The organism is Actinomadura keratinilytica (assembly GCF_039539665.1).
Lineage (GTDB): Bacteria > Actinomycetota > Actinomycetes > Streptosporangiales > Streptosporangiaceae > Spirillospora > Spirillospora keratinilytica.
In genome coordinates, this window is record NZ_BAABDO010000125.1 from 1 (window position 1) to 18,549 (window position 18,549).

The 18,549-nt window shown below is 74.4% G+C and carries 20 protein-coding genes; 7 read left to right on the forward strand and 13 right to left on the reverse strand.

Annotated elements, in window-relative coordinates:
* Both ABD879_RS27395 and ABD879_RS27400 read left to right on the forward strand, forming a co-directional pair.
* A partial coding sequence (locus ABD879_RS27395) for an OmpA/MotB family protein (protein ID WP_345024524.1) occupies nt 1-638 on the forward strand: 638 nt, incomplete at its 5' end.
* Nucleotides 635-2,155, forward strand: coding sequence for a hypothetical protein (locus ABD879_RS27400; RefSeq protein ID WP_345024526.1), 1,521 nt, complete (start codon nt 635-637; stop codon nt 2,153-2,155). The genes ABD879_RS27395 and ABD879_RS27400, both read left to right, overlap by 4 nt.
* A gap of 41 nt (nt 2,156-2,196) precedes the next feature.
* Here ABD879_RS27400 and ABD879_RS27405 read toward each other — a convergent pair whose 3' ends face one another.
* A complete protein-coding gene (locus ABD879_RS27405) occupies nt 2,197-2,625 on the reverse strand; it encodes a Zn-ribbon domain-containing OB-fold protein (RefSeq protein WP_345024527.1) in 429 nt (142 codons plus the stop codon).
* Nucleotides 2,622-3,782 carry a thiolase C-terminal domain-containing protein gene (locus ABD879_RS27410; RefSeq protein ID WP_345024528.1) on the reverse strand — a complete coding sequence of 387 codons (1,161 nt, stop codon included), beginning with the start codon at nt 3,780-3,782 and terminating at the stop codon, nt 2,622-2,624. Before ABD879_RS27410 ends, ABD879_RS27405 begins: the two co-directional genes overlap by 4 nt.
* A gap of 377 nt (nt 3,783-4,159) precedes the next feature.
* Here ABD879_RS27410 and ABD879_RS27415 point away from each other — a divergent pair, with 377 nt between their 5' ends.
* Nucleotides 4,160-4,693: a flavin reductase family protein gene (locus ABD879_RS27415; RefSeq protein WP_345024529.1), complete on the forward strand. Its 534-nt coding sequence runs from the start codon at nt 4,160-4,162 to the stop codon at nt 4,691-4,693.
* Nucleotides 4,694-4,733: 40 nt separating this feature from the next.
* Here the strand turns inward: ABD879_RS27415 and ABD879_RS27420 are convergent, their stop codons facing one another.
* The 6 genes from ABD879_RS27420 to ABD879_RS27445 all read right to left on the reverse strand — a co-directional run bounded on the left by ABD879_RS27420 (nt 4,734) and on the right by ABD879_RS27445 (nt 11,113).
* Entirely contained in the window at nt 4,734-5,993 is a 1,260-nt protein-coding gene (locus ABD879_RS27420; RefSeq protein WP_345024545.1) for an ROK family protein, read from the reverse strand.
* A complete protein-coding gene (locus tag ABD879_RS27425) occupies nt 5,993-6,814 on the reverse strand; it encodes an ATP-binding cassette domain-containing protein (protein WP_345024530.1) in 822 nt (273 codons plus the stop codon). Before ABD879_RS27425 ends, ABD879_RS27420 begins: the two co-directional genes overlap by 1 nt.
* A 266-nt stretch (nt 6,815-7,080) precedes the next feature.
* The gene (locus ABD879_RS27430) at nt 7,081-8,361 is read right to left on the reverse strand and encodes a sugar ABC transporter permease (RefSeq protein WP_345024531.1); all 1,281 of its coding nucleotides are present in this window, start codon (nt 8,359-8,361) and stop codon (nt 7,081-7,083) included.
* A gap of 12 nt (nt 8,362-8,373) precedes the next feature.
* Nucleotides 8,374-9,159 (reverse strand): ATP-binding cassette domain-containing protein, encoded by a 786-nt coding sequence (locus tag ABD879_RS27435; RefSeq protein ID WP_345024532.1) that lies wholly within the window; start codon nt 9,157-9,159, stop codon nt 8,374-8,376.
* A gap of 106 nt (nt 9,160-9,265) precedes the next feature.
* Nucleotides 9,266-10,339: a sugar ABC transporter substrate-binding protein gene (locus ABD879_RS27440; protein ID WP_345024533.1), complete on the reverse strand. Its 1,074-nt coding sequence runs from the start codon at nt 10,337-10,339 to the stop codon at nt 9,266-9,268.
* Between the two features lie 465 nt (nt 10,340-10,804).
* Nucleotides 10,805-11,113, reverse strand: coding sequence for a hypothetical protein (locus ABD879_RS27445; RefSeq protein WP_345024534.1), 309 nt, complete (start codon nt 11,111-11,113; stop codon nt 10,805-10,807).
* 185 nt (nt 11,114-11,298) lie between these two features.
* On the opposite strand from ABD879_RS27445, the gene ABD879_RS27450 reads away from it, so the two are divergent.
* On the forward strand, nt 11,299-12,066 hold the full coding sequence (locus tag ABD879_RS27450) for a hypothetical protein (protein WP_345024535.1): 768 nt from the start codon (nt 11,299-11,301) through the stop codon (nt 12,064-12,066).
* Between the two features lie 9 nt (nt 12,067-12,075).
* On the opposite strand, the gene ABD879_RS27455 is transcribed toward ABD879_RS27450, so the two are convergent.
* On the reverse strand, nt 12,076-12,789 hold the full coding sequence (locus tag ABD879_RS27455) for a hypothetical protein (RefSeq protein WP_345024536.1): 714 nt from the start codon (nt 12,787-12,789) through the stop codon (nt 12,076-12,078).
* Between the two features lie 191 nt (nt 12,790-12,980).
* Between ABD879_RS27455 and ABD879_RS27460 the strand changes: the two genes are divergently transcribed.
* Nucleotides 12,981-14,066: an Rv1352/Rv1906c domain-containing protein gene (locus tag ABD879_RS27460; protein WP_345024537.1), complete on the forward strand. Its 1,086-nt coding sequence runs from the start codon at nt 12,981-12,983 to the stop codon at nt 14,064-14,066.
* 41 nt (nt 14,067-14,107) lie between these two features.
* Here the strand turns inward: ABD879_RS27460 and ABD879_RS27465 are convergent, their stop codons facing one another.
* Together ABD879_RS27465 and ABD879_RS27470 are read right to left on the reverse strand one after the other, a co-directional pair.
* Nucleotides 14,108-14,869, reverse strand: a complete 762-nt coding sequence (locus ABD879_RS27465; RefSeq protein ID WP_345024538.1) for a putative protein N(5)-glutamine methyltransferase — start codon at nt 14,867-14,869, stop codon at nt 14,108-14,110.
* On the reverse strand, nt 14,866-15,465 hold the full coding sequence (locus ABD879_RS27470) for an HAD family hydrolase (protein ID WP_345024539.1): 600 nt from the start codon (nt 15,463-15,465) through the stop codon (nt 14,866-14,868). Before ABD879_RS27470 ends, ABD879_RS27465 begins: the two co-directional genes overlap by 4 nt.
* Nucleotides 15,466-15,600: 135 nt before the next feature.
* Here ABD879_RS27470 and ABD879_RS27475 point away from each other — a divergent pair, with 135 nt between their 5' ends.
* The gene (locus tag ABD879_RS27475; protein WP_285493162.1) at nt 15,601-16,263 is read left to right on the forward strand and encodes a TetR/AcrR family transcriptional regulator; all 663 of its coding nucleotides are present in this window, start codon (nt 15,601-15,603) and stop codon (nt 16,261-16,263) included.
* Between the two features lie 245 nt (nt 16,264-16,508).
* Nucleotides 16,509-16,739, forward strand: coding sequence for a hypothetical protein (locus ABD879_RS27480; RefSeq protein ID WP_345024542.1), 231 nt, complete (start codon nt 16,509-16,511; stop codon nt 16,737-16,739).
* 63 nt (nt 16,740-16,802) lie between these two features.
* On the opposite strand, the gene ABD879_RS27485 is transcribed toward ABD879_RS27480, so the two are convergent.
* Both ABD879_RS27485 and ABD879_RS27490 read right to left on the reverse strand, forming a co-directional pair.
* Nucleotides 16,803-17,951: a thiolase C-terminal domain-containing protein gene (locus ABD879_RS27485; protein ID WP_345024543.1), complete on the reverse strand. Its 1,149-nt coding sequence runs from the start codon at nt 17,949-17,951 to the stop codon at nt 16,803-16,805.
* Between the two features lie 155 nt (nt 17,952-18,106).
* Nucleotides 18,107-18,409 carry a Dabb family protein gene (locus ABD879_RS27490; RefSeq protein WP_345024544.1) on the reverse strand — a complete coding sequence of 101 codons (303 nt, stop codon included), beginning with the start codon at nt 18,407-18,409 and terminating at the stop codon, nt 18,107-18,109.
* Between the last annotated feature and the right edge of the window lie 140 nt (nt 18,410-18,549).

The window sequence follows — 18,549 nt, forward strand, 5'->3', positions numbered from 1 at the left end:
TCGCCGTCCGCGCCGGCGGCGGCCGCGGCCCGGTCGCGGCCGGCACGCCGGCGCGGCGCGTGGGCGTGCCGCTGGTGGCGCTGGTCATGCTCGCGCTGTTGATCGACATCCGGTTCGGTGGCGGCGCCCCCGAGCCCGCGGCGCCCGCCACCGCGCCCGTGACCGTCCCGGCGTCCCCGTCGCCCTCCCCCACCGCCGACGCGGCCGCGACGTTGGACGGTCTCGACCTGCAGGTGCCGGGCGTGCGCGTGCGGCGGTCGCCCGGGGAGATCTCGGTGGCGTTCCGGCGCGGGCTGTTCCGCCGCGACGCGGTGCTGTCGGCCGACGGGCGGGCCGTGCTCGCCGCGCTCGGCGCGCGGCTGCGTCCGGCCGCAGGGCGCCTGGAGGTGACCGTCATCGGCCACACCGACGCCTCGCCGCTGCGCGCGGGCGGCGAGTACGCCGGGAACATGGAGCTCGGCCTGGCCCGCGCCGCGGTCGCCCGCGAGGTGCTGCGCGAGGCGTCCGGCGTGCCCACGGCCCGCATCTCGGTGGCGAGCCTGGGCGGCGCGCTGCCGCCGTACCGGGGCGCAGGCGCGGACGCCGCGGCGCGCAACCGGACGGTGACCCTGCGGATCTCCGCGACGGGCGGTGGGTGAGCGTGTTCTTCGACGAGGTGGGGCCGGAGCTGTACCGCGAGAACGCCTTCCGGATCACCGGGCTGCCGGTGGACGCCACGGCCCGCGACATCCGGCGGCGTTCGGAGGAGCTGCGGCTCAAGGAGCGGCTCGGGGTGTCCCAGGGGTCCGGCGCGGCGGTCCTGCCGCTGTCGCCGCCTCCGGACGCGACCGTCACCGACCAGGCCATGCAGCGGCTGCGCGATCCGGCGCGCCGGCTGGAGGACGAGTTCTTCTGGTTCTGGCCGTCCCGCGACGGCGGCCCCGACGAGGCGCTGGCCGCGCTGCGGCGCGGCGACGCCGACACCGCCGAGCGCCTGTGGCGGGAGTCCTCGGCCGACCCGGCGACCGCCGCGCACAACCTGGCGGTGCTGGCCCACGTGCGGGCCCTGGACCGGGCGGCCGGGCAGGAGCACGGCGGCGGGCTCGACCCGGACGGCCGGGCGCTGTGGGAGAGGGCGTTCGCCTACTGGTCGCGGGTGGTCGCCGATCCGGCGGTGTGGACCCGGGTGGACACCCGCGTCGCCCAGATCGCCGATCCGCGGCTGACCCTGGAGACCACGACGCGGATGCGGTCGCGGCTGCCCGCCGCACTGCTGTCGATCAACGCCCGGCTGGCCGTGCGCGCCGCCCGCGACGGCCGGCACGACGACGCGGCCGCGCAGGTCGCGCTGATGCGGCGGTCGGGGTTCGCCACGGCGACGGTCATGGACGTGCTGGCCCGCGCGGTGGAGCCCGAGACGGCCCGGCTGCACTCGCTGGGCGAGAACGCCGAGCGCACCGTCGACGCCGCCCCGGACCGCGGCGCCGAGGTGACGGCGCGGTTCCTGGAGCAGGCCGCGTCGCTGCTCGGCACGCTGCGCGTGCTGCTGGACGAGGGGGACCCGGCCGTCCAGGGCGCGGGCGACGAGATCGCCTCCCGCGTGCTGCGCTGCCTGGTGCCCTACGCCCGCGCCACCGACGACTGGCAGACCACCGTCGGGCTGCTGGAGCAGGCGCTGCCGCTGGCCGCCACCGAGTCGGTCCGTACGCGCATCGAGGAGAACCTGGCCGCCGCCCGCAGCAACCTGCTGTTCGCCACGTGCTGGTTCTGCCGGGTCAACCCCACCCACCAGCCCAGCACCCACGAGCAGAAGATGTGGGGCGACCTGCGCACCGAGTACGTCGGCCCCTACATCCGCTACAACTGGCAGCGGATCGCGATCGGGGTGCCGCGCTGCGCCTCGTGCGCGGCCCGGCACCGGCGGACGATCATGGCGGGCAGGTGGGTGTCGCTGGCGCTGCTGGCGGCGTCGGTGCTCGCCCTGGCGGTGCTGGACGGCGGCCTGGCGATCGCGGTGATCCTGTTCGGCGCCTGCGTGCTCGCCTGGTTCGGCAGCCGTCCCCGGCACGGCCTGCCGCGCGGCGCACTGCAGCAGGTGATGGCGTTCGACCCGGTCCGCGAGCGGCTGTCGGCGGGCTGGCTGCTGGGCGACCGGCAGGGCGGCGGTCAGGTCTGACCGGGTGCCGGCGGCTCACCGGTGGCGGCGCCCGACCGGTGTCAGCGGCGGGGGCGCCACTGCACGAGCGTGGTGTCGTCGTCGATGTCGGCGAACACGGCCTCGACGGGAAGGCCGGGCCGCAGCTCGCCGGGGTCGGCGCCGACGAGGTTGCCGTACACCAGCAGGTCGTCGCCGTGGCCGATGCCCTCGTCGAGGCGGACCGCCAGCACCGTGAACGGCACCTCGTCGGCCATGGACGGCAGGAACACCTGGTGGTTGACGATCCAGCTGTAGACGCGGCCGGTGCCGGACGCGGGCGTCCAGTCGTACTCCAGCGACCGGCACCGGTTGCAGACGGCGCGGGCCGGGAAGCGCGGCGTGCCGCAGCCCGCGCAGCGCTGCACGAGCAGCTCGTGCCGCCGGACGGCCGCCCACCAGGACGCCGAGTCGCGGTCGGCCTGGGGGCGGGGACGCTGCCGAAGGCTCACGTGTCGCTCCTGAGGATCAGCGCCGAGGTGCCCGCGAGCACGTACCCCGGCTGGGCGGTGGACAGGGCGACCTCGGCGCCGGGCACCTGGCGGTCGCCGGCGGTGCCGCGCAGCTGGGCGACGGCCTCGGCGATGTGGTTGATGCCGTGCACGTATCCCTCGGACAGGAATCCGCCGTGGGTGTTGACGGGCAGTTCGCCGTCGAGGGCGATCGCCCCGGACGCCGCGTACGGGCCGCCCTCCCCCTTGGCGCAGAAGCCGTAGTCCTCCAGCTGCACCAGCACCGAGTAGGTGAAGCAGTCGTACAGTTCGGCGACGTCGATGTCGCGCGGGCCGACGCCCGCCATGGCGTACAGGCGGGGGGCGAGGCGGGCGGCCTCGGTGACGGTGAAGTCGGTGCCGGTCCCGGAGAACATGCTGTCGCCGCCGCCCCAGGCCGCCGCGGACACCAGCACGGGCGGCCGCCGCAGGTCGCGGGCGCGTTCGCGGGAGGTGACGACGAGGGCGCAGGCCCCGTCGGTCTCCAGGCAGCAGTCCAGCAGGCGCAGCGGTTCGGCGATCCAGCGCGAGGCCAGGTAGTCGTCCAGGGTGATGGGGTCGCGTTTGAGCGCGCGGGCGTTCTTCACCGCGTTGGCGCGCTGGGCCACGGCGATGCGGCCGAGGTGCTCGTGCGTGGTGCCGTAGGCGTTCATGTGCGCGCGGGTGAACATGGCGAACTGCTGCGGCGGCGCGAAGTAGCCGTACGGCGCCTGGTACTGCGCGTCGAAGACGGGTGCGGCGCCGCGTCCGGTGCCGCCCATGCGGAACTCCGACCGGGCGTTGATGGCGCGGTAGCACACGACCGTGTCGGCGACGCCCGCGGCGACCGCCATGGCGGCCTGGCCGACCACCGCGTGCGAGACGCTGCCGCCGCCGAACTGGTCGAGATACCAGGAGACCTCGGGGACGCCGAGCGCGGGCGCCACCGCCCACGGCGGGACGGAGTCGCCGACGCGGTGGGTGGCCAGCGCGTCCACGTCGTCGACGGACAGGCCCGCGTCGTCCAGGGCGGCCATGATGGCCCGCACGGCCAGGGTGAGCGTGGACACCCCCGAGTTCTTGCTGAACGGGGTGTAGCCGACCCCGGCGATCGCGGTCCGGTCGCGGAAGCCCGTCACCCAGCCCTCCCATACCAAGCAATCGCTTGCTTACCAGCACACTACTCCACCGAAGGTCCTAGGTCCAGGATTGGACTTTCGTCGCATTCGATGGGATTCGGGAATCGACCGGGCGCCGGATGCATTGCAATGGCACGCGGGGGCGGGCGGTCCCGTACCGCGCGACGGGGTCGGCCGGCGCCGAGTCGGCCCGGCTTGACACCGCGAACAGGGCCGCCCTATCGTCCAAGCAAGCGCTTGGCTAACAGAAGGGATCGGGCACGATGGCCGACGCCGCGACCGCGGCCGTGCCGGCCGGAACGGCCGCCGGGCCGCCGGCCGGCCGGAACGCGCGCCGCCCGGCCGAGCGCCCCGCAGGCCAGGGAGTGGATCGCCGCATGCACCGATCGCCCAACGGCTCGTCCGCGTCCCCGGCCGACGGGGCGGCGACCGGCATCGACTCCGCCCGGTTCCGGTCGGTGCTGAGCCGGTTCGCGACCGGAGTGGTCGCCATCACCGGCATCGACGCCGACGCAGGCCGCCCCACCGGCCTGGCCGCCAACTCGTTCACCTCCGTGTCGCTGAACCCGCCGCTGGTGGCCTTCTGCGTGGCGCACACCAGCACGACCTGGCCGCGGCTGCGCAGCGCCCCGCGGCTGTGCGTCAACATCCTGGGCGAGGGGCAGTTGGAGGTGTGCCGGAAGCTGGCCGCCAAGGGCGGCGACAAGTTCGCCGGCATCGGCTGGAGCACCTCGCCCAGCGGCGGGCCGGTCATCGACGGGGCGCTGGCGTGGATCGAGTGCTCGGTCGAGGACGAGCACGTCGCGGGCGACCACATGATCGTGGTGGCGCGGGTGCACCACCTGGACAAGCTGCACGACGGCGAGCCCCTGCTGTTCTACAACGGCGGCTACGGCCGCTTCGACGGCTGATCCGGCGGCCGATCCGGCCGGGCGGCGCGCCCGCCGCCGCTCACGGGACCGGCGCGTCCTCCGGCGTGGTGCGCAGCCGCGCCAGCACCTGGACGGGGTCGGACAGCACGTCGGCGAACGCGAACTCCGCCGCCCCCACCAGCGTGGTGTCGTCCGCCAGCGCGGCCGTGCGCAGCTTCACCCGCTCGCGCGGCGCGGCCAGCGCGCCCGTCGCCAGCACGCTGCGCACCTGCGCGGCCGCGCCGAGGTAGACGTCGCGCAGCGTGCCCCCGAAGATGACCATCCCGGGGTTGAAGATGTTGACCAGGTCGGCGACGCCGCGGCCGAGCCAGGTGCCGACCCGGTGCAGGGCGTCGCGGGCCACCACGTCGCCGCGCGCCGCGGCGTCCACCACCGCGCGCACCGCCTCGCGCCCCGGCACGTCCGGCGACTCGCGCCGCCCGGCCAGGTCGAGCAGGGTGCGCTCGCCGACCTCGGCCTCCAGGCAGCCGCGCGAGCCGCAGGCGCAGCGGCGGCCGCCCGGGTTGACGACCATGTGGCCGATCTCGCCGCCGTAGCCGTCCTCGCCGCCCAGCAGCTGCCCGCCGGTGATGATGCCGCCGCCGACGCCCACGTCGCCGTGCAGGTAGATCAGGTCGTTGACGCCCACGCCCGCGCCGCGCTCGTGCTCGGCCAGCGCGCCCAGGTTGGCGTCGTTGCACACCGCGACCGGCACGCCGAGGCCGAGCCGCCGCGACAGCACCTCGCCGACCGCGACGCCGCGCACGTCCAGGTTCGGGCCGAACATCACGCGGTCGTCGGAGCGGCGCACGATGCCGGGGAACGCCAGCGCCGCGCCCACGCAGGTCGCCTCGTCCCCGGCCTTGCGCACCAGCGAGCGCGCCGCCGCCGCCAGCGCGCTCACCATCTCGTGCGGGTCGGGCGCCGCCCGCCGGGCGGCGCCGCCGCCCTCGGCGGGGCGGGCGGCCTCGCGGCGGTCGAGGATGACGCCGCCCAGCCCGACCCGCGCCACGGTGAGCCGGTCGACGCCCACGTCGAACGCCAGCACGTACACCCGCGTCGACTCCGGCCGCACCACCAGCGACGGCCGTCCCGCCCGGCGGCCGGGACGGCGCGGCAGCTCCTCGCGCACCAGCCCGGCCGCGGTCAGGTCGGACGTCAACGCCATGATCGTGCTGCGGTTGAGCCCGAGGGTCTCGGCGAGGGTGGCCCGCGACGCCGGGCCCCGCACGTGCACGAAGCGCAGCAGCGCGCCGAGGTTGTGCCGCCGGATCTCCTCTTGTGACGGGCCTGCCCTCATCATGCGGGCGGCTCCGCCGCCGCCGAGGGGACGTCCGCGCCGAGCGGTGCGCCCGGGCGCCCGTCCGGCTGCTCCAGGGTCGCGCTGCGCCCGGCGGTGATCAGCTCGACCACCTGGGTGTGGGTGACGTCGGCGGTGCGCACCTGGGCGACCATCCGGCCGAGGTACAGCGCGGCGATCCGGTCGGACACCGCGAACACGTCGTTCATGTTGTGCGAGATCAGCACCACGGCCAGGCCGCGGTCGGCCAGGCGCCGCACCAGCTCCAGCACCTGCCGGGTCTGCGCCACCCCGAGCGCCGACGACGGCTCGTCCAGGATGACCACCTTGGAGTCGCCGAGCACCGCGCGGGCGATCGCGACGGTCTGCCGCTGCCCGCCCGACAGCGCCCACACCGGCTGGCGCACCGAACCGGTCATCCGCACCGACAGCCCGGCCAGGATGTCGGCGGCGACCTCCTCCATCTCGGCCTCGTCCAGCACCATGCCGCGGCGGCGCTCGCGGCCGAGGAACAGGTTCTGCACGATGTCGAGGTTCTCGCACAGGGCCAGGTCCTGGTGGACGACCTCGATGCCGAGCGAGGTCGCCTCGCGGGGGCTGTCCACCCGGACCGGGCGGCCCTCGAACAGGTACTCGCCGCGGTCCCGCCGCACGATCCCGGCGATGCACTTGACCAGCGTGGTCTTACCCGCGCCGTTGTCGCCGACCAGCGCGGTGACCTCGCCGGGGTAGGCGACGAAGTCGACGTCGTGCAGCACCGTGACGGGTCCGAAGCTCTTGTGGACGCCGCGCAGGTCCAGGACGGGCGTGACTGCTGACATGCCGAGGGGCTCCCACCGTGCCGCCCCGCCGAGGGCGGCGGAGCGGTCCTGACCGGTGAGCCTAGCAGTTTCCCAGCCCGCGGCAGCGGCGCCGGGAGCCGTGCGGGCGGCGGGCGGACCGGCCCCGGCCCACGCCGCGACCTCCGCCGGGGCCTGTGTCGGGGCCTGTGTCGGGGCCTCTGCCGGGGACCCGGTGCGGGCCGGGTCCCCGGCTCGTCGGCCGCCGCCCCGGCCGCGCGGGAACCATCCGGACAGGGCGGGCAGGCTCACCGCCCCGTCGCCGCCCTCCGCCGCCGGGCCAGCGCGTCGATGCTGGCGGCCAGCAGCAGCACCGACCCGGTGATGAGGTAGTTGGCGTACGCCTTGGCGCCCAGCAGGCCCAGGCCGTTGGCGATGACGGCCACCACCAGGCCGCCGAGCACCGCGTCGCGGGCCTTGCCCCGCCCGCCGAACAGGCTCGTCCCGCCGATCACCGCCGCGCCCACGCCGAGCAGCAGCGTGTTGCCCGCGCCCGCGTCGGGGGTGACCGAGTTCAGCCGGGACGCGGCCACGATCCCGCTGACCGCCGCCAGCCCCGAGCAGATCATGAACACGGACATGCGGATGCGGGTCACGTTGATCCCGGCGCGGCGGGCGGCCTCGGCGTTGCCGCCGACGGCGTAGATGTGCCGCCCGTAGGCGGTGCGGGTCAGCACGAACGTGCACACGACCAGCAGCACGCCCACCAGCGGCACGCCCCACGGGATGCCCGCCAGCGTGATCAGCGGGCTGGGCGCGCGGTCCAGGCTGAGCAGGTAGGTGACGAACAGCAGCGCCAGCGCGACCACGACGGACTGGGCGACCACCAGCTCCAGCGGCCGGCCCGCCAGCCCGCGCGCCCGCTGCTGCTGCCAGCGCCGCAGCTGGATCGCGGCGTAGCCGACGGCGCACACCAGCGCCAGCACCCAGCCCATCCAGACCGGCATGTTCTTGTTGGCCAGCGCCACGATCACCTCGTCGCGCACCGGCACCGTGCCGCCCTCGCCGATCAGCCGCAGGGTGATGCCCTGCAGGCCGAGGAACAGCGCGAGCGTCACCACGAACGACGGTATCCGGATCACCGCCACCAGCCAGCCGATGGCGGTGCCGATCACGATGCCGACGGCCACCGCCGCCAGCACCGCCACGTACCACGGCTGGCCGGCGTCGACGATGAGCTTGGCCATCACCGCCGAGCACACGCCGCTGGCGACCCCGGCCGACAGGTCGATCTCGCCGAGCAGCAGCACGAACACCAGGCCCATCGCCAGGATCGTCACCGGCATCGCCTGGACGAACAGGTTGGCGATGTTGCGCTCGCTCAGGAAGGTCTCGGGGCGCAGCGCGGTGAACAGCACCACCAGCCCGACCAGGCCGAGGATCGCCGGAAGCGCGCCGAGGTCGCCCGAGCGCACCCGGCTCCAGTAGTCGAGCGCGGCCGACCGCACGTCGTGCGTCCTGCGGTCGACGGCGAAGTCGGAGTCCGCCAGCGTCGCCGTGGCGGCGCCCTTTGACATTTCGGTGGACATCGCGATCTTCCTTTAGATGTTCTCGGCCGCGGCCGCCGGGGCGAGCCCCAGGTCGCCGGACCGGCCCGCGGTGATCAGTTCGACGACCTGGGCGTGGGTGACGTCGGCGCGGCGCACCTCGGCGGCCACCCGGCCCAGGTAGAGGGCGGTGATGCGGTCCGCCACCTCGAACACGTCGTTCATGTTGTGCGAGATCAGCACCACGGCGTGGCCGGTGTCGGCCAGCCGGCGGACCAGATCGAGCACCTGCCGGGTCTGCGCCACGCCGAGCGCCGCGGTGGGCTCGTCCAGTATGACCACCTTCGACTCCCACAGCGCCGCCTTGGCGATCGCGACGGTCTGCCGCTGCCCGCCGGACAGGCTGGCCACCTGCTGCCGGACGGACTTGACGGTGCGGACCGACAGCCGGGCCAGCGTCTCACGCGCCGCCTCCTCCATCGAGTCCTCGTCGAGCACGATGCCCCGGCGCCGTTCCCGGCCGAGGAACATGTTCTGCACGATGTCCAGATTGTCGGCTAGCGCCAGGTCCTGGTAGACCACCTCGATGCCGAGCGCCGCGGCGTCGCGGGGACCGCCGATCTGCACCGGCCGGCCCTCGAACTCGATGCGCCCCGAGTCGATCGGGTGGATGCCGGCGATGCTCTTGATCAGGGTGGACTTGCCCGCGCCGTTGTCGCCGACCAGGGCCATCACCTCGCCGCGGTACGCGGCGAAGTCCACGTCGTGCAGGACGTGGACGGGGCCGAAGCTCTTGTTGACCCCGATCAGGCGGAGTACGGGTTCACCGTTGTCTGCCACGTGTTTCCCTTCGGGAGCGGGTGGCCCGCGGCGGGCCCCGGGCGCGCGCTGCGCCGCGCGGAGCGGGAGGAGCGCGCGCCCCCAGCGGAGGGGCCCGCCGCAGGGGTCACTGGATTCCGGCGTCCTTGCACTTGGCCGCGTAGGCGCCCTTGCAGAGGTCTTCCTTCTTGACGAACCCGTCGTCCACGACCTGCTTGACGTTCTCCTTGAACACCGGGACGGGGTTCAGCAGCACCGACGGCACCTGCCGCTTGCCCTGCGGGTCGTCCACCGTGCCGTTGGTCTCGGCCTTCTCGCCCTTGATCAGCGCGACCGCCAGCTTGGCCGCCGCCTCCGCCTCCTGCTTGACCGGCTTGTAGACCGTCATGCACTGGTTGCCGTCGAGGATGTTCTGCAGCCCCTCCAGGGTGGCGTCCTGGCCGGTCACCGGCACCTTGCCCGCCTCGGAGTTCTTCTTCAGGATCGAGATGGCCGCGTTGCCGACGCCGTCGTTGGCGGCCAGCACGCCGTCGATCTTGCCCTTCTGCTGCGTCCACATCTGCTCGAAGATCGTGGCGGCCTGCTGGTTGTCCCAGTTCGGCACCGCCTGCTCGGCGACCTTCTTGTAGTTGGGGATCTTGTCGAGCACGCTGTGCGCGCCCTGGGCGAAGAGGGTGGCGTTGTTGTCGGTGGCCGCGCCGTTGAGGTAGACGATGTCGGCGTCCTTGTCGCCCAGGCACTTCTGCAGGCCCCTGCCGAGCTCCTCGCCGACCTTGACGTTGTCGAACGAGACGTAGTAGTCGGCGACGCCGCCCAGGGTGAGCCGGTCGTAGTCGATCGTCTTGACGCCCTGCTGCTGCGCCTTGCGCTGCACCGCCGCGGCGGAGTTGGAGTCGATGCCGTCCACCACCAGCACGGTGACGCCGTTGGTGATCATCTGGTCGGCGATGGTCTGGAACCGCTGGGTGTCGCCCTCGGCGTTCTGGATGTCGTACTCCACGCCGGCCGCCTTGAACGCCTGCTCCAGGTACGGGCGGTCGAAGCTCTCGTAGCGGACCGAGGACTTGGTGTCCGGGAGGATCACGCCGATCTTGCCCTTGGACGACTCGGACGAGGCTTCGCCGGAGTCGTCCCCGCACGCGGTGAGCGTGAGCGCCGCCGCCGCGGAGACGGCGGCGAGGCTGAGGATCCCCTTGCGCATCTGCACGGGTCCTTTCTCGGGGGTCGGCCGCGCCGGCGCGGCCGGGGTTGACGGGGTGGGACGCGCGCGGCGCCGTGACCGGGATCACGAACCGCGCGTATGTTGTGCCCCGCAACATATGTCGCGTTCCCCGGACTCGCCAAGATCCTGCCGCCACCGAATTTGTTGGAGCCGGTAACAATCCCGTAACGCGAGATCAACGCGGATGCCGCTCACCTGCGGGGTCAGCTCGGGCAGGGGGTGGCTCATCACCGCAGCGTGAGCCGAATGTTTTGCGCCTCAACATTCGCCCCGGGCAGCGGCCCCGGAGGCGACCCCCGGGCGGCGGCCGCGGGCGGTGGAGGGAGGCCGGAGGGAGGCGGATGCAGGCGGTGAAGCGAGGGCATGCGAAAAGCGTGATCATGCAGGGCCGGTCGCCGGCGGCTGCATGATCACGCCGTCCGGTCCGTCATGCGGCGCGCGGGGTCAGTCCGCGGCCAGGACCGCCGCGACGCGGGCGGCCGCGGCGGTGACGTCGTCGGCGGCCGCGATGCGCTCGGCCCACGACCACCAGTACCACCACCCGTCCGCACCGTCCTCCACCAGGATGTTCTCCGTGAGGACGGACGCGGCCGGATTGATCACGTGCAGGCTGGGCGAACCGTCGCGCGGGACGGTGAGCCGCGCGCGCAGCCCCCGCCGCCGCAGCTCCTCGCCGAGCTTCTCCAGATAGTCGATCCGCGTTGCGGACAACGCGGCCGTTCCCGTGTCAGGCGCCATCTCGTCAGGCGTCATCTCGCTGCTCCAACCTGGGGCGCCCCCGCGCCCCGCCATGGACTCCGCGCGGCCCGACCAGGCCAGCCTGACGCGTCGCCGGGACGGACGCAAGCACTTCGGGCAGGTCAGCGCGGTGATCGGCATCCCCACCGGGCATTCGGGATATCTTGCGCGTAGGACACGCGAGCGAAGGCAGGAGACCGATGACGCAGGGTTCCGCGAAGCTCACCAGGCCCGACCTGCCGCTACCGGGCCGGACCGGGAACGCTTCGGGCACCGGCAACTGGCACCGCTTCCACTACCCGATCGGCGTGTTCGCCACCGCCTACGGGGCGACCGGGCTGCTCACCGCGCTGATCTCGTGGGACGACCGCCGCGCCGAGCTGGCCGACTACCTCGGCTCCGGCCTGGCCTCCCCGGCACTGGTGCTGGTCAAGGTCGTCGAACTGCTGCTCGTCGCGCTCACCGTGGCCGGCCTGGCCCGGCGGCGGGACGTGTGGCTGCTGCCCGCGCTCGCCGGATGGGCGGCCGGTTTCGCCCTGTTCGCCGTGGTGGACGTGGTCAAGGGCCGCTGGGGCGGCCTGCTGGAGCACACCCTGTACCTGGCCGGGTTCGCGTTCCTGCTGTTCCTGTCGTACGCGCTGAGCGTGCGGGTGCGGGTCGGCCGCGGCGCCCTGCCGCGCCCCGCCGAGCGCCCGGTGGCGGGCGCCGGCGCCGACTCCGACGCGTCGGACTCCGAGCTGCGGCCCAGCGGGCTGACCCGCACCCAGGAGCTGGCGCTGGAGGCGCTCAACCGCTGGCAGCAGCGCCGCGCGCGGCTGATGCAGCAGCACCAGCAGCAGCCGCAACAGCCACAGCAGCCGCAAGAGCCGCAGTCCCAGCCTCAGCAGCAGCAAGAAGAGCAGCAGGAGCAGAAGGAAGAGCCGGAAGAGCGGGAACCGAAGGAACAGTCGGAACAGCCGTCCGCCTAGGCGCCCCGCTCAGGTGACGATCCAGCCGATGGCGGTCATCGTGCCGGGCGGCACCTCGGTGAACCCCGCATCGCGCACCGCGACCGTCGCGTGCTCCACGCACCGCCGCCACGGCACCTCGCCGGCCCCGCCCTCCGCGGAGGGACGCCGCTCCGCGGCCACGGGAACGATGTGGACCCGCAGGCCGCCCTCGATCCACGCGTGCGCCTGCGGCGGGGGCGCCTGACGCAGCAGCAGGTGCGCGGCGTGCCCGCTCTGCGCCGCGGCCTTGCCGGTGCTCATCGCCGCGTCCGGGTTCAGCGCGATCGCCGCGTACGGGGGTTCGGGCGGCGGCTTGGGCTCGTCCTCGCCGGGCAGGTCGAGTCCGGCGACCTGCAGCTTGGCGATCTCGGGCGGCACCTCGCCGACGGCGCCGGGCACGAACGCCCGCACCTGCGCGCCCTGGACGTCCACGGTCACCCCGGGCAGGCGCTGCACGTCCGCCCACCGCGCCCCGCGCGCCCGCCGCGCCACCTTGCGGATGCGGCCCGCCTCCCAGCGCGCCACGAACGGGTGCCACTCCCCCTCCGGGTCGGCCGCCCGGGGATCGGTGAGCAGCGTCACGACCGCGGTCGCGGCGGCCGCGCACACCGCGCCGTGCGCGGGCGGCGCCGCCTTCTCGACGCGCGCCACCAGCTGCATCGCCCACGGGGGCTCGTCAAAGGGGTCGGTGGAAGGTCGCACGCCTGGAGTATTCCATTGCCCGCCGGGTGCCAAGAGCATGGCCCGTCCGAGACTTCCCCCGGCAGGTTCTGGGTAAAGCAACCCGTATCGTCCCGCCGGACGTATGCACGGGTGCAGGGGAACGTCCGCGGGGCGCGCCTCGTGGGCGGGAACGCGGGGACACGGCGGAGAGGTCGGCTCGGAGGTCGCCGGTGACCAGTGGTGCCTGGAGCAATTCCATCCCAGGAATCGGAACGTTCTTCGTCGGCATCGACGTGGCGCCGGGGCGCTACCGGTGCGAGGACGGCAAGGGCGGTTGGTGGGTGCGGTTCACCGGGCCGGGCGGGGGCGAACCGGTCGGGTCGTGGCCGCTGCCCGCGGGCCCCACCGAGATCGAGATCGCGCCCACCGACTTCGCGTTCGAGACCCACGTCGGGACGTACTGGCGCAGGATCGCCCCGCCGCGCGGCGAGGACGGCCGGGCGGGCGCGGCCGAGGTGCGCCCGGTGGCCGACCCGTCGCTGCGCGCCGAGCTGGACCGGATCGTCGCCCGGCAGCGGCCGCTGATGTGGCTGGCCCCGCTGACCGTGCTGGGCGTCGGGCTGGTCGGCTCGCCCATCCTGGGGTCGCTGTGGCTGCTGGGGCTGGCGATGCTGGCCCTGCTGGTCGCGCTCGGCTCCCCGGCGTTCTCGCTGGACCTGCGGCGCGCCCGCGAGCTGGCCCGCCGCCGCGACCGGTACCTGACGCCCGAGGACTTCGACGAGGAGGGCCGCGCGCTGCTGGCCCGCGTGCAGGCCGCCGTCGACACGGTGCGCGACTCGGAGGTCAACCGGGAGGGGCTGCTGGACGCGCTGGACAACGCGGTCACCCTGCCCCGCCAGGAGTGGGAGATCGCGCAGGTGCTGGCGCGGCAGTCCCGGCTGCGCGGCGAGCAGCGGGAGATCGCCGAGTCGGCCGGGCTGCCGGAGGTGGAGGCCGCGCTGCGTCCGCTGCGCGAGAAGCTGGAGGCGTCGGTGGCGGCCGTGACGCGGCGCGTGGAGGCGCTGGAGCGCTACGCCGAGCGCACCCGCGCCGCCGACGAGGCGCTGCGCGCGCACCGCCATCTGGAGACGCTGGCGGCCAGGGCGCACGAGTACGACGAGCTGCTGGCCGGCACCGTCCGCGACGACCTGGCGATCCCGGCCATCGAGCGGCTCACCCAGCACAGCGAGGCGCTCGTCCGCACGCTGCGCAGCCGGCTGGCCGAGGCCGCCGAGGCGGGCGGTGCGGCCGAGGGCGAGCTGCCGCCGTCCGGGTGACCCGCCGGGTGACCCGCCGGGTGACCCGTCCGGGTGGCCGCTCAGGCGCGGGCGGCGATGACGATGGTGGCGTCCAGGTCGTCGTCGGCGGCCGCCTCCGGCCGCAGGCCGTGCTCGGCGGCGGCCCGCAGGGCGGCCGGGAGCTGGCGGCGGCCGGTCTCGAACAGCAGATGGCCGCCGGGCGCCAGCCACGACGGCGCCGCCGCGACGACGCGCCGGGCGATGCGCAGGCCGTCCGCGCCGCCGTCGAGGGCCGTCCGCGGCTCGTGGTCGCGGGCCTCGGACGGCAGGAGGGCGACCTCGCCGGAGGGGACGTACGGCACGTTGGCGACCAGCACGTCCACCCGGCCGCGCAGCGCCGGCGGCAGCGGGTCGAACAGGTCCCCCTCGTACACGTGCGCGGCGGGGAGGTTGCGGCGGGCGCAGGCCACCGCGGCGGGGTCGATGTCGGCGGCGTGCAGGCCGGGGCGGGCGGCGGACGCGTCCAGCACGGCGCCGACCGCGCCCGAGCCGCAGCACAGGTCGACGGCGACGCCGCCGGGCGGGACGAGGGCGGCCGCCCGGCGGGCCAGGAACTCGGTGCGGCGGCGCGGGACGAACACGCCGGGGCCGACGGCGATGCGCAGCCCGCAGAACTCCGCCCAGCCGACCACGTGCTCCAGGGGCGCGCCCGCGGCGCGGCGGGCGACCATGGCGTCCAGTTCGGCGCGGGTGCGGGCGGCGGCGAGGAGCACGCGCGCCTCGTCCTCGGCGAAGACGCAGCCGGCGGCCCGCAGCTCGGCCGCGACGCGGGAGACGGTCACGGAAGCAGCAGTTCCCGGACCTGGGCGGGCGAGCGGAACACCTCGGCGCGCATGCCGGTCTCCCGCGCGGCGACCACGTTGTCCTCCCGGTCGTCGAAGTACAGCACCTCGCCCGGGGCGACGCCCAGCCGCTCGGCGCAGATCCGGTAGGCGCGCGGGTCGGGTTTGGCCACGCCGATGCGGCAGGAGTAGGTCAGCGCGGCGAACCGCGACAGCCACCCGCCGTGCCGGGCCTCGAAGCGCGGCACCAGCTCGCCGATGATGTTGGACAGCAGGCCGAGGGTGCGGCCGCGGTCGGCCAGCTCGACGACCAGTTCGACCATGGCCTCGTCGACGTCGGTCCAGCTGTCGAGATCGGCCTCGATCAGGGCGGGGACGTCGGGGAAGGCGATGCCGAGCCGGTCGGCGACCGCCGCCCAGTAGGCCGCGGCGTCCTGGCCGGCGTCGTAGGGGGGACGGCACTCCCAGTACGCCTTCCAGAACGCGGCGGCGGACTTGCCGAAGACCCCGGCCGTCTTCTCGATCCGCCGGACGGCCTCGGGGCTCTGGGTTCGGGCGATCACCCCGAACAGGTCGAAAACGATCACATCGGCCATGCGTCCGAGCCTACGGCCGGTCCGGTCCGCCGCGGCGCGCGGCCCGATCGGCACCAAGCGCTTGGTGGCCGGCGATACGCTGGTGGGGGCAGGCCAATTGAACAAGCGGTTGGGCGCGAGCGGCATAATGAGAGGGTGACGACCACGAGCACCAATTCAGGACGACCCAAAGCCCGCACCACCGGTGAGGGCGCCACCCGCCGCCGCGGCCGCGGTTCGCCCGCGCTGGCCTCGGAGCGGCGTGAGCACCTGATCAGGCTCGCGGCCGAACTGTTCGCCGAGAAGGGCTACCAGGCCACCACGGTGCGCGACATCGCCAAGGAGGCCGGTATCCTGTCCGGCAGCCTCTACCACCACTTCAGCTCCAAGGAGTCGATCGTCGACGAGATCCTCTCGGGGTTCTTCGACGAGGTGATGTCGTCCTACCGGGCCGTCATCGAGGAGGGGCGCGACCCCCGGGAGACCATCGCCGGGCTGGTGCGGATCGCGTTCGGCACGCTGGAGCCGCACCGCGCCGCCATCACGGTGATGCAGAACGACTGGAACTACCTCAAGGACCGCCTGGACTACCTGACCAAGTCCGAGGACGAGGTCGAGAAGATGTGGGTGGACACCATCCGGGCGGGCCAGGAGCAGGGCCTGTTCCGCTCCGACATCGACCCCAAGCTCACCTACCGGATGATCCGCGACACCATCTGGGTGGCGGTCCGCTGGTTCCGCCCCGGCGGCCGCCTCGACGCCGCCGGGCTGTCCGAGCACTACCTCAAGGTCATGTTCGACGGCATCAACACCCACTGAGCCACCGGCACGCGGCACCCGGGCGCCCGCCGGCGCCCGGGTTTTTCATTACCTCCCGGGGGATTCGCCCCTAACCCCGCGGGGAGTCCACCGAGCGGTGAAAGCACCGAAACGGAGTGTCGGCGTCTCGTCCGCCCGCCCGCCCGCATATCGTGGTATCGATTACATATTGCCTGGTCAGAGCGACGCTCCGCGGCAACCGGACGCTGCTCCCCATATGGGTGGACCGGGGGGAAAGGGGCACGATGACGGCTCAAGGGGGTGCCGCCGACCACGGCGAGCCGCCCGAGGCGGAGTTCCGGGCCGCACTGATCCGCGGCCTGCAGGAGCAGTTCCCCGGCGTCCGCGTCTGGTACGGCGAGGCCACCGGTTCCTGGTGGGCGATGGTCGCGCTGCGCAGCGGCCCCCGCCTGCTGGAGGCCCCGACGCCGCAGCAGCTCCGCGAGGCCATCCTCAGCGCCCTGTCCATCGGCTGACCCCTGCCCACCGGCCCCTCGCCCAATCGGCTGACCGCCGCCCACCGGCTGCCCCCATCCCGGCTATCCCCCCTGCGGGCGCGTGAGCACGGCCGCGCTCCCGTAGCCGCCGCCGAATCCGGTGACGAGCGCGACGGCGGCGTCCGCGACCTGGTTGACGGCCGTGCCGCGCAGCTGCCGGACGGCCTCGGCGACGTTGTTCAAACCGTGCACGTACCCCTCCGACAGCAGCCCGCCGTGCGGGTTGACCGGCACCCGCCCGTTCCAGGCGATCTCCCGCGAGCGCAGCACGGCCCCCAGGTCGCCCCGGGCGGCCAGGCCGAAGTCCTCCAGTTGGCGCGGGACGAGCCAGCTGTAGGCGTCGTAGAGCAGGGCCACGTCGATGTGGCCGGGTTTCATGCCCGCGGCCGCGTACAGGGGTTCGGCGAGGTAGGCGGAGAACACGCGGGTGACGTCGGCGGCCTTGTCCATGGCGGACGCGCCGGGCCCGCCGCCGCGGACGACGGCGTGCACGCGCGGCGCGTCGGGCGCGCGGTCGGCGCGGGTGACGACCAGCGCGCACGCCCCGTCGGTCTCCTGGCAGCAGTCCAGGCGGCGCAGCGGCGAGGCGACCATGGGGCCGGCCAGGTAGGCGGCCAGGTCGACGCGGTCGCGGCGCATGGCGCGCGGGTTGCGGGCGGCGTGCGCGCGGGACTGGTCGACGACGGCGTGGGTGTGCTCCTCGGTCAGGCCGGTGTCGTGCAGGTAGCGCTGCGCGGCGAGCGCGAACTGGTGCACCGGGCCGGCCAAGCCGTAGGGATGCGTGAACTGCTCCTCGACGCCCTCGCCGAGCCGCAGGCCCAGGGTGTTCATGCGCCGGCCGGACCGGCCGTTGAGGGCCCGGTAGACCAGGACGTTCTCGGCCAGGCCCGCGTCCACGAGCATGGCGGCGTCGGCGAGGATCGACGCGCTCTGCGTGCCGCCGCCGTAGATCTCGTTGTGCCAGCCGACCTCGGGCATCCCCAGCGCGCGGGCCAGGTACAGCACCGGGGCCGAGTCGCCCAGGTGGTAGCACAGGATCGCGTCGGGCCGGTCGACCCCCGCGTCGGCCAGGGCGGCGCGGGACGCCTCGGCGGCCAGCTCCAGCTCGGTGCGGCCGGACGCGCGCGACAGCGCGGTCATGCCGATCCCGGCGATCGCCGCCTTGCCGGAGAAGCCCTGCCTGCCGGTCACCGCCCGTCCCTCCGCGCACGGAAGCCGACCGCCGGAGACGGGGCGCGATCCATCCCCGGCGGGCGGCGTCCCAGCGGCCCGCGCCTGCCTGGATGCGCGCGGCCCTCGGGGGGGACGCTAACCCGAACCGGACTTCTAGACAAGCGCTTGCTCGGCTACCTCAGCTCGTACTGGATCGCGGCGCGCCGCGCGAGGAGCGGATTGACGTACCGGTCGACCACGGCGCGGTGCGCGGGGTGGTCGCGGTAGACCAGGTAGCCGTCCCGGTCGGCGAAGTCGGCCACCACCACGAAGTCGTGGTTGCCGGGGTTGACGCCCGCGTCGGCGCCCACGCTGTACGCCTTGATCTCGGGGATGACGCCCGGCAGTTCCAGCAGCCGCTCCGCGACCTCCTGCTGCTGCCGGGTGGTCGTGCCGTCCACCCAGCTGAACATCACCACGTGCCGGAATCCGCTCATGCGCGCCACGTTAGCGTCCTGCGCGCGCCGCGCCGCGAAAGGCCGCACCCGTTCAACCCGGAGGGCCGGACCGCGATCGGCCGCCGCGCGCCGTCCGGCGCCGCGGCGGCGGGCGGCGGCGCGGCGGGCGATGCGGCGGC